The organism is Dactylosporangium sp. NPDC051541 (genome assembly GCF_044454505.1).
GTDB lineage: Bacteria > Actinomycetota > Actinomycetes > Mycobacteriales > Micromonosporaceae > Dactylosporangium.
The window spans coordinates 198,291-212,083 of the sequence record NZ_JBITDU010000009.1; the positions used below are offsets into that span (position 1 = coordinate 198,291).

Sequence of the window (13,793 nt, forward strand, 5' to 3'; positions counted from 1 at the left end):
GCCGTGGGCACAACCGCGAGGATCAGCGCTGCCGGGACGAGCATCAGTCGGCCACGTATCGGTAGGCACCGGGCACGTACTCCCGCTGGCGGACAATCCGGTATGAACCCGCCGGGATGGTGATGGTGCCGTGCTCCTCGTGGACGACCCGCGCCCGTGTGATGATCTTCACAAACAGGCGGTCGATGTCGTCGCGGTCGGCCAGCAGGATCGTGTCCGGCCCGACGATCACGTGGGCGTGGCCGGTGGCCTCGCCGCGGGCCAGGACCATGCGTCCGGCGCGGTCACGTGGTGCGGGAACAGCTGTTGCGGGCACTTCACCGGACGAAACCGGCACCAACAGAACGTCACCTTGCCGATACACGGCGCACTCCCCTCGACGGCGCGGACGTGAGTGAGCGGCGAAAGAACGCCCGCCTCACCCTCCGACGCCCAGACGATAGACCCGGGGTACGACATTTTTTCGCCCCCGCGCGTCCCGGCGTGACGGCTTGATGGACAATGGTTGACGAGCAACAGGAGGGGAGTATTCCCCCGCGGCGGTCGTCGTCAGCACGGTGCCCCACGTGAGTGGGGGTCCACACCCGGCGCCGTCGGTCATCCGGCTTATGCGGGTGGCGGAAGAGACCTCCGGTGTCAACTACACAGCCCACGCGGCCCTTCGGGTCGGCGTGGCCTGTGGTGTGTCTACCGGAGGAACTACGTGGATGTTGCCGGCTGGATCTGGACCGCGACGCTCGTCGGGCTGGGCGCCATACTCCTGTTCGATCTCGCGATCGTGGCGCGCCGCCCCCATGAGCCGTCCATCAAAGAGTCGACGATCTGGGTCGCGATCTACGTTGGCCTGGCCCTGCTGTTCGGCCTGTTCGTCCTGGCCAAGTGGGGTGGCAACTACGCCGGGGAGTTCTACGCGGGCTGGCTGACGGAATACAGCCTGTCCGTCGACAACCTCTTCGTCTTCGTGATCATCCTGTCGCGGTTCAAGGTGCCGCGGCAGTACCAGCAAAAAGTCCTTTTGATCGGTATTGCCCTTGCGCTCGTGATGCGCGGCGGGTTCATCGCGGTGGGTTCGGCGGCGATCAGCCGGTTCTCCTGGGTGTTCTACATCTTCGCGGCCTTCCTCGTGTACACGGCGGTCAAGCTGGCCATGCAGGGCGAGTCCGAGGCCGGGGACTTCAAGGAGAACGCGCTGATCCGATGGTCCCGCCGGGTCCTGCCGATGACCCCGCAGTATCAGGAGTCGCGTCTCACCGCGCGTGACGAGCGCGGCCGCCTGCACATGACGCCGATGATCGTGGTGCTGATCGCGATCGGCACGACCGACCTCATCTTCGCGCTCGACTCGATCCCGGCGATCTTCGGGCTCACGGCCGAGCCCTACCTGGTCTTCACGGCCAACGTGTTCGCCCTGATGGGGCTGCGGCAGTTGTACTTCCTGATCGGCGGCCTGCTCGACCGGCTGGTCTACCTCTCCGTCGGCCTGGCCGTGGTGCTCGGGTTCATCGGCGTGAAGCTGTTCTTGGAGGCGCTCGCCGACAACAACCTGCCGTTCATCAACGGTGGCGAGCACGTCGGCTGGGCGCCGCACATCGGCATCGAACTGTCCCTTGCGGTCATCATCGGGACCCTGGCCATCACGACCGTGGCGTCCCTGATCAAGTCGCGGCACGACACGCGTGCAGCTGCCGCACAAGCGGACAAAGCTCACAAAATTCCTTAAAGCCTCGCCCGGGCTCGCTTTACGCGTCAATCGGCGCGAACATGGGGTACCACGGCGGGGCGGGTGATGCATCTTGCACGAAATGACACAACGGGGCCAGCTCGCGGCTCCGACAGTGCTGTGCCCGTTCACGCCCCGGATCTCACCGCACGCCGACGCGGTGCAGCGCTGGTCACTGCACTGGGCGACCCGGCACAACCTGCTCGATCGGCCCGGAGCCCGCGCGACCTTCGCGCGGGCCAAGTTCGCCAACCTCATGTGCCGGGCCCACCCGGACGCCGGCGAGCCCGAGCTGCGGCTGGCCACGGCCTGGCTGATTAGCATCTTCGTCCTCGACGACCTGCTGGAGCGGGCTCTCGTGCGCGATCCGGAGCCGGCCCGCGCGGCCGTCACCGAGGTCGTGCGGCTCCTGCGCGACCAGCAGCCGGCCCCGGTCTTCGGCTCGGCGCTGGGCCGGCCCCTCACCGGGGCCCTGAGCGAGGTCTGGAAACGGACCGAGCCGCGGGTGAGCGCCGTCTGGCGGGAGCGGTTCGTCGGGCACGTGGCCGACTACCTGGCCGGCACGCTCTGGGAGGCCGGCAACCGGGCCGCGGACCGGCCGCCGCTGCTCGAGGAGTATCGCCGGATGCGCCATCACAGCGCGGCCACCGACATGTTCTTCGACCTCATCGAGCCGATGCACGGGATCGAGCTGCCGGCCGGCCTGCTCGACGACCCCGACTTCGCGATCGCGCGACGCACCGCCGGTACCGTCATCGGCATCTTCAATGATCTTGTCTCGTGGCCCAAAGAGGCCGCGGTCGGCGACCATCACAACATCGTGTTCTCGTTCCAGCGCGAGCACCGGCTGCCGCTCGAGGAGGCGGTGACGGCGGCCGTGGCCGAGCACGACGCGCGGGTGCTCGAGTTCCAGATCGCCCGGGACCGCATCGAGGCGCGCTGGTGGAGCGACCCGACCGCCGTCGTCGGCATCACCGACCTGGTCCACTGGATCCGCGGCAACCTGGACTGGTCGATGGAGTCGGGCCGGTACACCCCAGCGGAGGTACCGGCCCAGCGCAGCCCCGACGACTAGCGAGGAACCCTATGAGTGCGCGCGCTTGCGGGCGACGCGCTCGCGGTCCTTCTGGTCGAGCATCACCTTGCGGATGCGGATCGCGGCCGGCGTGATCTCCACGCACTCGTCCTCGCGGCAGAACTCGAGAGCCTGCTCCAGCGACAGCTTCCGCGGCGGGATCAGCTTCTCCGTCTCGTCCGCGGCGGACGAGCGCATGTTGGTGAGCTTCTTCTCCTTGGTGATGTTGACGTCCATGTCGTCGGCGCGGGAGTTCTCGCCGACGATCATGCCCTCGTACACCTCGGTGGTCGGCTCCACGAACATCGAGCCGCGCTCCTGCAGGTTCATCATCGCGAACGGCGTCGCCACGCCCGAGCGGTCGGCGACGAGCGAGCCGGTGGCCCGGGTGCGCAGCTCGCCGTACCACGGCTCGTAGGACTCGAACACGTGGTGCAGGATGCCGGTGCCGCGGGTGTCGGTGAGGAACTCGGTCCGGAAGCCGATCAGCGCGCGCGCCGGGACCAGCCACTCCATCCGAATCCAGCCGGTGCCGTGGTTCACCATCTGCTCCATACGGCCCTTGCGCGTCGCCAGCAACTGCGTGATCGCTCCGAGGTACTCCTCCGGCGCATCGATCGTCAGCCGCTCGGTGGGCTCGTGGACCTTGCCGTTGATCTCCCGGGTCACGACCTGCGGCTTGCCGACCGTCAGCTCGTAGCCCTCGCGCCGCATCTGCTCCACGAGGATCGCCAGGGCCAGCTCACCGCGGCCCTGGACCTCCCAGGTGTCGGGGCGCTCGGTCGGCAGGATGCGCAGCGACACGTTGCCGACCATCTCGCGCTCGAGGCGGTCCTTGACCAGGCGGGCGGTGACCTTGGTGCCCTTCTGCTTGCCGGCCAGCGGCGACTGGTTGGTGCCGATGGTCATCGAGATCGCGGGCTCGTCGACGGTGATGCGCGGCAGCGCGATCGGGTTCTCCGCGTCAGCGAGGGTGTCGCCGATCATGATCTCGGCGATGCCGGCGACGGCGATGATGTCGCCCGGGCCGGCCTGCTCGGCGGGCTTGCGCTCGAGGCCGTCGGTCATCAGCAGCTCGGAGATGCGCACGCTCTGCTGGGTGCCGCCGTCGCGGCACCAGGTGACGGTCTGGCCCTTGCGGATCGTGCCCTCGTGGACCCGGCACAGCGCGAGGCGGCCCAGGAACGGCGAGGCGTCGAGGTTCGTCACGTGCGCCTGCAGTGGGGCACCCTCGTGGTAGGCCGGCGCCGGGATCGTGTCCAGCAGCGTCTTGAACAGCGGCTGGAGGTTGTCGCTGTCCTCCGGCACGGTGCCGTCCTTGGGCTGCGCGAGCGTTGCGATGCCGTCGCGCGCGCACGCGTACACAATCGGGAAGTCGATCTGTTCCTCGTCCGCGTCGAGGTCCAGGAAGAGCTCGTAGGTCTCGTCCACGACCTCCTTGATCCGGGCGTCGGGGCGGTCGACCTTGTTGATCACCAGGATGATCGGCAGGCGGGCCTTGAGGGCCTTGCGCAGCACGAACCGGGTCTGCGGCAGCGGGCCCTCACTGGCGTCGACCAGCAGGACGACGCCGTCGACCATGGTCAGGCCGCGCTCGACCTCACCGCCGAAGTCGGCGTGGCCGGGGGTGTCGATGATGTTGATCGTGACCGGGTCGCCGTCGCCGGGGACGTAGCGCACCGCGGTGTTCTTGGCGAGAATGGTGATGCCCTTCTCGCGCTCGAGGTCCATCGAGTCCATGACCCGATCGGTGAGTTCGGCGCGGGCGTGGAACGCGCCGGACTGCCGCAACATCGCGTCGACGAGCGTGGTCTTGCCATGGTCGACGTGGGCGACGATAGCCACATTGCGGAGATCTGAGCGGGTCTGCATGACTCCTATTGTTCCAGGCCCTCAGGCAAACTTTTCCGGGGTCCCGCGCGTCTATGGTTTACCGCTAGCCTGGCGCACACGGGGAGGTACAGGCGTCGATGAGCCAGTACGGGGATGACAGCACCGCCGAATTCGGGGCATATCCGGCATATGACGAGGAGCCGCCACGCCGGAGACGCAAAACCGGAGTGATCCTGCTCAGCGTCGCCGTCGCGGTCGTGCTCCTGGGCTGCGGCATCCTCGCGGCCCTGGCCAAGGGCAGTTTCGACGGCGGCCGGCCGGCCGCTCAGGAGCGGGTCGGAGACGGATCAAAGCCCATTGGGGGGTACTCCGCACCGCCCGCCACCACCGAAGCGCCGGTCGCGATCGTGGAGACGAGCTCCGCGCCGCCCTCGAAGGCCCCATCGAAGACGCCGAGCAAGGCGGCCACCAAGAAACCTTCACCGAAGGTTACGGAGACCGTCACCCCACCGGCCCCGCCGCACAACACGTGCACCCCGGTCCGCGGCGCCAACCAGCTGCCGAAGGCGACCGTCAAGGGCTACCTGGACACGGCCGCCGCCAAGCACTTCTGGGGCACCAAGACCGACCCGGACTACGAGCAGATCCTCGTGCCCACGCGCCTGCTCTACGCGGTCGCCGAGCAGGAGAGCGGCTGGCAGAGCGACATCAAAGCGTGTGACGGGGGCCTCGGTGTGATGCAGGTCATGCCGGACACGATGAAGTTCATCAACCAGCGCTTCGGCGCCTCGTGGGACTACACGGTCCCGCAGCAGAACGTGATGTGTGGCGCCAACTACCTGGCCTGGCTGATCGCGTTCTACGGCCCGAAGCTCGGCACCTACGACATGACCGACCCGAAACTCCTCGGCGCGGTCATCTCCGCCTACAACTGGGGCACCGGCGGGGTCGACTACGCGAACGTCGTCTACCCCAACCCGCAGTACGTCCAGAACGTCAAGGCCCTGATGGTAGCCAGCCGCGCCGGCAACTACTGACGACGCGAGCCCGGCACCGGGCCCGAACCTCGAAGCAGCCCGGCCGTCAGCTCTCCGGAAAGCGTCGTCAGTGCTCCGGGAAGGTCGACGGGCCCACGTCGGTGTAGCGGCCGGTGTCCGGGTCCCACTCGAACTGGCGGCCTTCGGAGCCGTCGGCGACCAGCTTGCCGAACGCCGGATACCGCTCGGTCAGGAACTCGAGGTCGGGCATGAGCAGCTCTCCCGCGTCGGCCAGCTGCTCGTCGGTCTCGTCGCCGACGAGCAGGTTCCAGCCGCTGGCCTTGCGTCCGTCCGGGGCGGGCGGCAGCGTGGCGTCCTCCGGGTCGTGGTACACGTAACCGGGGGCCAGCGACTCGTCCTCCATCAGGCGCCGCGACGTGAACGCGATCAAGTTACCCATGCCGACCAGTATGGCGGCTGATCCTTGGAGGCTTCCGGTGACCACGGCCGCAACGGACCATCGCGAGACCGCCGCCCACTTCACCGAGCTGGTCCGGGGCACGACCGACTGGTCCGCGCCCGCTCCGGTCCCGGACTGGACGGCCCGCGACGTCGTGCGTCACCTGATCGAGTGGCTCACCTCCTTCGTGCGGTCCGGCTCCGGCATCACCCTCCCCGCCGGCCCGTCCGTCGACACCGACCCGGTCGCCGCCTGGGAGTCGCACGCCGCCGCGGTGCAGGCGCTCCTGGACGACCCGGCCTCGGCCGATGTGATGTTCACCAACCAGCACACGGGCTCGATGCCCCTGCCGGACGCGATCGCGATGTTCTACACCTCCGACGTGTTCCTCCACTCCTGGGACCTGGCCCGCGCGACCGGCCAGGACGAACGCCTGGACCCGGACCGCTGCGCCGCGATGTTCACCGGCATGCTCCCGATGGACGCCGTCCTGCGCACCAGCGGCCAGTACGGCCCCCGCGTCGACGTCCCCGACGACGCCGACCCGCAGACGAAGCTCCTCGCATTCATCGGCCGCGACCCCCGCTGAACCGGCCCAGCTGGAGCGCAACCCGCCGCACCCCGCCCTCGACCAGCCGTCCCCCGCTGCCGCCGGACACACGATCTGGAGCGGCCGCCGCCGTAGTCCCTGCCGCGGACGGGCCGCGATCCGGGCCGAACGCATGCGGGATGCGCTCGAGGATGCCGCCGGCGAACACGTCGTACAGCGGCAGCGTCTCCAGGTGCACATATCCGATGTGGCAGTCGCACGCCACGTTCGGGCAGGTCCGCGCGGCCCGCCGAGCCGCCCACGAGCCGTCGTAGAGGTTGCCGAGCGGCTCCGGCACGAAGTGGCAGCGTCGCACGGTGCCGTCGCCGAGCACCGAAATGACGTCCTCTCCGGTCCGGCACGCCCGCCCCAGCGACACATGCGGCCGCACGCTGTAGCCGAACAGCGGATCGATCGCGGTCCAGGCCGCCTCCTCCGCAGCCGAGTACGTATGGCCCTCAGCGGCGTTCACCCAGAGGTACACCGCCGAATTCAGCTTCTCCCGCAGCTCCACAGCCGCGGCGTGGTGCTCGTCCAGCCCGACGATCCCGACGGAGTGCCGCAGCCCGTGCCGCCGCAGGGTGGTGCACGCCGTGAGGAAGCGCTCGATCGTCGTCTGCCCCGGGTGGTACGTGCACCAGAACGCGAGTTTCGTGGCGTCCGCGGCCCCGAGCCACCCGTCGAGCCGTGCGGACAGGTTCGTCTGGATCGCCACCCGCCCGACGTGCGCCAGGTTGGACAGCTCGACCAGCGCCGCCCGATACCAGCTCCGCGTCAGCCCCTCCCCCCACGGCGTGAACAGCACCTCGACCGGCTCGCCGAAGTCGCGGACCCAGCCCGTGAACCGCTCCAGCGCCGCCCGGTCGGCCCGCAGCTGCTCCGGCGGGTCCCGGCGCTTGGCGAACGGGCAGTAAGGGCAGTCGTAGTTGCAGCTCGCGAGCGGCCCCCGATACAGCACCCGAAGCGTCCTCATCGCGTCGCCGCCCTGGTCATCGCGTCACGTGCCCCGTCATCGCCGCCCGCACGCCCGTCGAGATGAGCCACGGCCCGATCGCGTCGGAGTGCGCGAGGCCTTCGGCGGTGAGCCGGTGCCCTTCCACGTATCCGGCCGCGCGCAGCCGGTCCAGGGCCGGGAAGTCCTCGTCGAGGGTCGTGCCGAACCGCGCCGCGTAGGCCGCCGCGTCCACCCCCTCGGCCCGCAGCAGCGACTTGAGCAGCCACCGCCGCCGCTGCTCCCCGCCGTCGAGCGCGAACCCGACCTCGGCGAGGTCGAAGTCGGCTTCCGGCCGCGCCAGGTAGTCGTCGAGGATGCCGCGCACGTGCGGGACGCTCACCGCGTAGTCGAACGAGTAGTGCAGCGTCGACGTGTAGGAGCGGGCCCCGCAGCCGAGCCCGACCATGCCGTCGTCCTGGCAGCAGTACTCGCCCGAGTGCTCGCCCGCCGGGTGCTCCGCGCCACCGGCTCGCCGGAACTGCCGCATCGACAGCTGCTCATAGCCCTCGCCCGCAAGCCGCTCCACCGCCCGCCGATACAGCTCCAGCCGCTGCGCGTCCCAGGCCGGGTCGGGCTCGTCGCCGCCCTTGCGCCCCAGCCCCGTCAACGGCCGCACGTACAGCGGATACAGGTACAGCTCCTCCGGCCCCCACCGCAGCGCCGCGTCGAGCGAGGCGTCCCAGGTGGCCGGGGTCTGCCCGGGGATGCCGTAGATGAGGTCGATGTTCAGCGCGGCCGGCCCGGACGCGCGGATGGCGTCGAGCGCCCGCTCCACCTCGGCCCGGCGCTGCGGCCGCCCGGCGGCGTGGGCCTCCAGGTCGAGGAAGCTCTGCACGCCGATCGAGATCCGGGTCGCGCCGCGCTCCCGCAGCACCGCGAGCCGGTCGGGGGTCGCGGTGGCCGGCGAGGTCTCCACGGACAACGGCACGGTCCGCAGATCGGCCCGGGTCGTGGCCTCGATCAGGTCGAACAGCTCGGTGAGCTCGGCCGCCGTCAGGTAGGTCGGGGTGCCACCCCCGATCGCCGCCCGCGCGAACCGCGCGCCGGGGATCGCGGCCGTGACCCGCCGGGCCTGCCGGCGCAGCTGCGCGAGGTAGGCGCCGACCTGCTCCTGCGGCGGGTTGGCGCGGGTGAAGAGGTTGCAGAAGCCGCAGCGCATCTCGCAGTAGGGCACGTGCACGTAGAGGAACAGGTTCGCCGTGTCCTCGCCGGCCCACACATCGGCCAGCCGCGGTCGCGGATCGAGCGGTCGATAGGCGGTCTTATGGGGGTACGCGTAGAGGTAGCCCTGATACGGCGAGCCAAGCTTCACCATGCTCCGGCCTCCAGCGTGAACTGCGCATATGGCACCGTCCACACGACCTCGTGCGCGAACCGATGCCCGACGTGCCCGCTCTCGCCGTATGCGGTGCCGTGGTCGCTGCACATGATCACGTGGCACGGCCGGCCGCGCCCGGTCGCCAGGTGCAGCAGCGCCGGGAGGTGCCGGTCGACGTATTCGAGCGCCGCCCCGTGCGACTCAACCGAGTCCTCGGCCGCGTCCGCGAGGTAGTGCCGGTTGGGCTGGTGCAGGGCCGCGACGTTGACGAACGTGAACAGCGGCCCGCCCGCCGGCTGCACCTCCTCGAGCCGCCGCAACTGCGCCTCGAAGCAGGCCGGGTTGGTGACGCCGAACTCGCGGGTCCAGTGCGCCTCGTCGAACAGCCCCGGCAGGACACTGCCCTGCGGTGACGTCATCGCGAAGAAGCCGACGCCGCCGATGCAGACGGTGTGGTATCCCTCCGCCCGCAACCCGGCCACGACGTCCGGCGCGTCGAACTCCCACGTGTCGGCGCCGACGCTGGTGCTCCCGGGGAACCGGGCCACGAACGGCCGCGCGTGCGGCCCCGGCGTCACCGGCGTGGGCAGGAACCCGCCGAAGAACGCATGATGGGCCGCATACGTGAACGACGCCGGCGTGTGCCGCCGCTCCCACACCCCGCCCGGCAGCACCTTCGCCAGGTTCGGCGTCCGCCCGGCGGCCAGCCGCTCCGCCGCCACATCGAACCGGAGCGTGTCGAGCGTGACGAACAACAGATCGTGGGTCCCCAGCAGCGATCTCACCCCGCCACCACCTTCGGGAAGAGCGCCTCGACCTCGGCCGTGTAGGTGTCGCGGCCGTCGACGAGCAGGTTGGGCAGCAGGTCGCCGAAGGCGTTGACCTCGGCGACGGCGTGCTCGGCATACCCGGGGGCGAACATCAGGTCGACGCCCGCGTGCAGGCTGCCCGGGAAGCACGCGGCCGCCCGCTCACACGTCTCCAGCGCCGCCGCCCACCGCTCCTCGCCCACCGCCGCCCGCACCCCGGCCAGGTCTCCGCGGGCGTTGCCCAGGTGCAGGTTGGTCAGCGGCGTCCGGCTGGTGCGGACCACGACGTGGCTGGCCCGCCCGCCGATGACCACAACCCGCAGGTCGAACACCCGCCCGGCGTGTGTGGCCTTCGGGAACCAGCGCTCGACGTGCAGCCCGTCGGCGCCGAGCCGGTCGACGATCGCGGCGACGGTGCGCTCGTCGGTGTAGTGGTGCACGCGCAGCTCGTTGAAGAGGCGCCCGCCGTCGAGGGCGGCCGAGGTGTAGGCGCTGATCCGGTTCGTGCCGAAGGCGAGCGCGATCACCCCGGACGCGGAGCTGCCGTGCGCCGGTTTGACGAACACCCGCGCCCAGCCGGCCGCGCGGACCTCCTCGTAGGTGCGGGCCGCGAACCCGGCCGGGACGGGCACCCCGCGCTCGCGGAGCCGGGCGTGGCAGCGGCGCTTGTCGAACATGACCGCGAGGTCGTCGACGGGCGTCGTCAGCGGCCCCGTCGCGGCGCGCTCGACCCGGCGGGCGGCCGCGATGAACCCGGAATACCACGCGGCCAGGCCGATGATCTCCCCGTGCGCGGCCGGCCGGTCGGCCCCGCGCAGGAGCCGGTCGACCTCCGCGTCCTCCCCCGGTGACTCCAGCCGCACCGGCGAACCGGGCGCGATGGCGAAGTCGCCGGCACACACGTCCCGCCAGCCGACGACCGCCGGTGCGGGCCGGCCGGCGGCCAGGACGGCGGCGCGGAACAGCTTTACCCGCCGGTGGCCCGGGATGCCGACGACGGTGATCATTCCGCGACCGACACGTATCTGAAGCCGTCCTCGTCGATCTCCTGCTCGTCGGAGACGTCGACGCGGACGGCGGGCAGTTCCCCGGCGAAGCGGGCGGCCATCTCCGGGGACATGAAGTGGTGGGACAGGTCGAGCGAGCGCAGGTGGGTCAGCGGCTGGCCGAGCAGCAGCGCCTCGGCCCCGGCGTCGGACAGCGCCCCCATCGACAGGTCGAGACTCTCGAGCCGGGCCACGACCGGCGCCGCGGCCAGGGCGGTCGCGAGGTCGTCGGCGATCTCCGCGTTGCGCAGGGCCAGGCGTTTCAGCGCCGGCAGCTCGGAGCCGGTCATGATCGGGGCGAGGTCGTCGACGACCGCGTCCCCGCCGTATTCGCCCGTGCCCAGCCACAGCTCCAGGTCGGCCAGGGCCGGGAACGACGAGTCGTTGAAGCCGCGGATGAAGGCGGCCGGCAGCCCGCCGCTCTCCACGCACAGCTCCCGCAGCCGGCGGTGGCGCACCGGGGCCAGGCTGAGCCCGTCGGCGCCGCGGATGTGCAGCACCTCCAGGGCCGGGAAGGCGCCCAGCAGCGGCGCGTACTCCCCCTGGTTGATCCAGGAGATCTCGCACTCCTCGTAGGTCATCTCGCCCACGAACAAGGCGCGCAGCCCGGTCAGCCGGTCCCGGTTGTCGATCAGCAGCTGCAGCGGCGGCCCGGACGACTGCGGCTCGCCCCACGACCCGATCAGCAGGGCCGTGACGTTGTGCGCGCCGACGGCGTCGAACAACGCGTCGAGCGTGTCGACGAGCTCCTGCGCATCGTCGTCGTAGCCGATCCCGATCCGGTAGGCGGCGCGCTCACCCGGCCGCGGCCGCTGATGCTGCCCGCGCCCGCGCCGGCCCCGCCCAGCGAGCTCGAACCGCTGGACAGGCAGTCCCGCGAAGGTGGTGAGGTTGCTGCCGATCGTCATGGCCCGGGACGCTAGCAGGACCCTCCGACACTTTTTCGCGCATCGGCCGGGAGCAGCGGCGATGCCAGGTTCCAGCCCGCCGCGAGGAGCTCGTCGCAGGCCTTGACGGCTCGGGTGAGGCGCTCGCGGTACGACCCGGTCAGCTCGATCCAGGGGACGCCCCGGCCGGCGAGCTCGTCGCGGAACCGGGCGGTCATCCAGGCCCGCAGGTGCTCGCCGTCGCGCATGCCGTCGTCCTCGAAAGGCACGCCTTCGTCGCTTGTCAAGAGGTAGAGGGCGGGTTTACGCGCAGCGTCACGGACCGCTGACGATATGTTGCCCAAATACCGCTCTTCCCAGATCGAGGTTGCGAAACTGTCGGTGTCGCAGACCAGAATGGGACCACCGGATCGGGCCGCGGCATCCTCGGCGGCGTTCTGCTCGCGAGTGACGGTGATGAAGTCCTCGCGGGTCCACACGAGGTCCTCCATGGTCTGACCCGGCGCGAGAGCACCCAGTTTCAGGGAGGTCAGCGTGCGTCCGTATTCCTCGACCCAGCGGGTACCGGCGAAAACTCCTCCACGCAGACGAAGATGCGTGGCCAGAGCCCGGGCCAGGGTGGTCGTGCCCGTCGACTCCGCGCCGACGACGACCACCCGCTTGACGAACCAACCGCGCACCGGCGGGGCCAGCATCGCCCAGTTGGCCACCGGATCGGCACGAACCGCAGTGCCCGATATGGGTACTGTGCCGCGCGCGGGATCCACCGGGACGTGCTCGGCGCCGAAGCGGCGGGCCAGCTCCTCGCCGTATGCCTCCGACGAGAAGACGCGGTCGACCCGGCGATCGCCCACGGCCGCGCGAAACGTTGCGGTGTGCGCGTCCCACGCGGCCTCGGACCCGTAGTCGATCGGGGTGTCGTCGTAGACGCCGACGAACCGCACGTGCGGCGAGGCGGCGTGGACCTCGCGCAGCCACGCGAGCCGGTCCTCGAGCGGGATCGACTCCACTGTGGACGGCGCGACGACCACGGTCACCTCGTCACAGGCCCGTGCCGCCGTGTCGACGAGGTGATGGTGACCGGCGTGCGGCGGGTAGAACTTGCCGATCACTAGTCCATGGACCACGCGGGACGCTCCGGGGACGCGAGTCGCAGCTCGGCGCGCCAGGACCGCAGGCCCAGCACGCACAGCGTGAGGAACACGAGATACAGCACGGCGGTCAGCCACAGATCCTTGTAGCCGTAGAGGGGGACGTAGACGACGTCGACGGCGATCCACAGCCACCAGCTCTCCACGAGGCGCCGCGTCTGGCCGTAGGTGGCCAGCAGCGACACCGCGGTCGTGAGCGCGTCGGGCCACGGGACGGTCGACTCGGTCAGGTGCTCGAGGTACCACCACAGCGCCACGGTCAGCACGACGCCCGCGGCGGCGATCCAGACCCACTCGGCCCGGCCCGTGCGGCGGACGCGCTGCTCGAGCCGGCCGGTGCCCCAGCGCCACCAGCCGTATGCGCCGATCACGACGTAGACGACCTGCAGCCAGGCGTCACCGAAGAGCCCGACATGCCAGAACGCGACGATGAAGAGGAGGTTGTTGGCGATGCCGATCGGCCAGTTCGCGATGTGTTGGCGCACGACGAGATAGACGCACACCAGGCCGCTCGCGAAGCCGAGCAGCTCGGCCCAGGTCGTCGGGGCCCCGAACGCGTGGAACGCCGCGGAGGTCAGCCAGTCAAGCACGGTCTACCCTAGCTGGATGGTTCTGGAAGTCGCACTGATCGACGTGCTGGAAGGCCGCGAGGACGAGTTCGCCGCCGCATACCGCAAGGCCCATGAGGTGCTGGCCACGACGCCGGGCTGCCGCTCGGTGCGGATGACCCGCGGGGTCGAGAGCGCGTCGCGGTTCGTCCTGCTCGTCGAGTGGGAGTCCATCGAGGCGCACCTGGACAACTTCCGGGCTACCGAACGCTTCGCCCAGTGGCGGGGGCTGATCGGGCCGTACTTCGACGGAGCCCCCCGCGTGGAGCACTTCAACGACGTCACCGTCTGACAACGGCCCGTCGCCACCCGCCCGCGGACATCCA

General features: G+C 70.5%; 15 protein-coding genes. 5 read left to right on the forward strand and 10 right to left on the reverse strand.

What is annotated here, in order from left to right; all coding sequences use genetic code 11:
• Nucleotides 1–43: 43 nt before the first annotated feature.
• Nucleotides 44–337 carry a hypothetical protein gene (locus tag ACIA8L_RS35120; RefSeq protein ID WP_395911237.1) on the reverse strand — a complete coding sequence of 98 codons (294 nt, stop codon included), beginning with the start codon at nucleotides 335–337 and terminating at the stop codon, nucleotides 44–46.
• 366 nt (nucleotides 338–703) lie between these two features.
• On the opposite strand from ACIA8L_RS35120, the gene ACIA8L_RS35125 reads away from it, so the two are divergent.
• Nucleotides 704–1,720, forward strand: a complete 1,017-nt coding sequence (locus tag ACIA8L_RS35125) for a TerC family protein (protein WP_395911239.1) — start codon at nucleotides 704–706, stop codon at nucleotides 1,718–1,720.
• 82 nt (nucleotides 1,721–1,802) lie between these two features.
• Nucleotides 1,803–2,795, forward strand: a complete 993-nt coding sequence (locus tag ACIA8L_RS35130) for a hypothetical protein (protein WP_395911241.1) — start codon at nucleotides 1,803–1,805, stop codon at nucleotides 2,793–2,795.
• Nucleotides 2,796–2,804: 9 nt separating this feature from the next.
• Here the strand turns inward: ACIA8L_RS35130 and typA are convergent, their stop codons facing one another.
• Nucleotides 2,805–4,667: a translational GTPase TypA gene (gene typA / locus ACIA8L_RS35135; protein WP_395911243.1), complete on the reverse strand. Its 1,863-nt coding sequence runs from the start codon at nucleotides 4,665–4,667 to the stop codon at nucleotides 2,805–2,807.
• A gap of 98 nt (nucleotides 4,668–4,765) precedes the next feature.
• Between typA and ACIA8L_RS35140 the strand changes: the two genes are divergently transcribed.
• Nucleotides 4,766–5,665: a transglycosylase SLT domain-containing protein gene (locus ACIA8L_RS35140; RefSeq protein WP_395911246.1), complete on the forward strand. Its 900-nt coding sequence runs from the start codon at nucleotides 4,766–4,768 to the stop codon at nucleotides 5,663–5,665.
• Nucleotides 5,666–5,732: 67 nt separating this feature from the next.
• Here the strand turns inward: ACIA8L_RS35140 and ACIA8L_RS35145 are convergent, their stop codons facing one another.
• Complete coding sequence (locus tag ACIA8L_RS35145; protein WP_395911248.1) at nucleotides 5,733–6,065, reverse strand: hypothetical protein; 333 nt, start codon at nucleotides 6,063–6,065, stop codon at nucleotides 5,733–5,735.
• 37 nt (nucleotides 6,066–6,102) lie between these two features.
• On the opposite strand from ACIA8L_RS35145, the gene ACIA8L_RS35150 reads away from it, so the two are divergent.
• A complete protein-coding gene (locus ACIA8L_RS35150) occupies nucleotides 6,103–6,654 on the forward strand; it encodes a TIGR03086 family metal-binding protein (protein ID WP_395911250.1) in 552 nt (183 codons plus the stop codon).
• Here the strand turns inward: ACIA8L_RS35150 and ACIA8L_RS35155 are convergent.
• Genes ACIA8L_RS35155 through pnuC form a run of 7 tightly spaced genes read right to left on the reverse strand, consistent with a single transcriptional unit; the run spans nucleotide 6,632 to nucleotide 13,449 of the window.
• On the reverse strand, nucleotides 6,632–7,627 hold the full coding sequence (locus ACIA8L_RS35155) for an STM4011 family radical SAM protein (protein WP_395911251.1): 996 nt from the start codon (nucleotides 7,625–7,627) through the stop codon (nucleotides 6,632–6,634). The genes ACIA8L_RS35150 and ACIA8L_RS35155 overlap by 23 nt on opposite strands.
• A gap of 16 nt (nucleotides 7,628–7,643) precedes the next feature.
• Nucleotides 7,644–8,963, reverse strand: coding sequence for an STM4012 family radical SAM protein (locus ACIA8L_RS35160; protein WP_395911253.1), 1,320 nt, complete (start codon nucleotides 8,961–8,963; stop codon nucleotides 7,644–7,646).
• Entirely contained in the window at nucleotides 8,957–9,751 is a 795-nt protein-coding gene (locus ACIA8L_RS35165; protein WP_395911256.1) for an STM4013/SEN3800 family hydrolase, read from the reverse strand. Before ACIA8L_RS35165 ends, ACIA8L_RS35160 begins: the two co-directional genes overlap by 7 nt.
• Nucleotides 9,748–10,782: an STM4014 family protein gene (locus ACIA8L_RS35170; protein ID WP_395911259.1), complete on the reverse strand. Its 1,035-nt coding sequence runs from the start codon at nucleotides 10,780–10,782 to the stop codon at nucleotides 9,748–9,750. The genes ACIA8L_RS35165 and ACIA8L_RS35170 overlap by 4 nt, the downstream gene beginning before the upstream one ends.
• Nucleotides 10,779–11,729, reverse strand: coding sequence for an STM4015 family protein (locus ACIA8L_RS35175; protein ID WP_395911261.1), 951 nt, complete (start codon nucleotides 11,727–11,729; stop codon nucleotides 10,779–10,781). Before ACIA8L_RS35175 ends, ACIA8L_RS35170 begins: the two co-directional genes overlap by 4 nt.
• Nucleotides 11,730–11,740: 11 nt before the next feature.
• Nucleotides 11,741–12,820: an AAA family ATPase gene (locus ACIA8L_RS35180; protein ID WP_395911263.1), complete on the reverse strand. Its 1,080-nt coding sequence runs from the start codon at nucleotides 12,818–12,820 to the stop codon at nucleotides 11,741–11,743.
• A complete protein-coding gene (gene pnuC / locus ACIA8L_RS35185; protein WP_395911265.1) occupies nucleotides 12,820–13,449 on the reverse strand; it encodes a nicotinamide riboside transporter PnuC in 630 nt (209 codons plus the stop codon). The genes ACIA8L_RS35180 and pnuC overlap by 1 nt, the downstream gene beginning before the upstream one ends.
• 16 nt (nucleotides 13,450–13,465) lie before the next feature.
• On the opposite strand from pnuC, the gene ACIA8L_RS35190 reads away from it, so the two are divergent.
• On the forward strand, nucleotides 13,466–13,759 hold the full coding sequence (locus ACIA8L_RS35190) for an antibiotic biosynthesis monooxygenase family protein (protein ID WP_395911268.1): 294 nt from the start codon (nucleotides 13,466–13,468) through the stop codon (nucleotides 13,757–13,759).
• Nucleotides 13,760–13,793 lie beyond the last annotated feature (34 nt).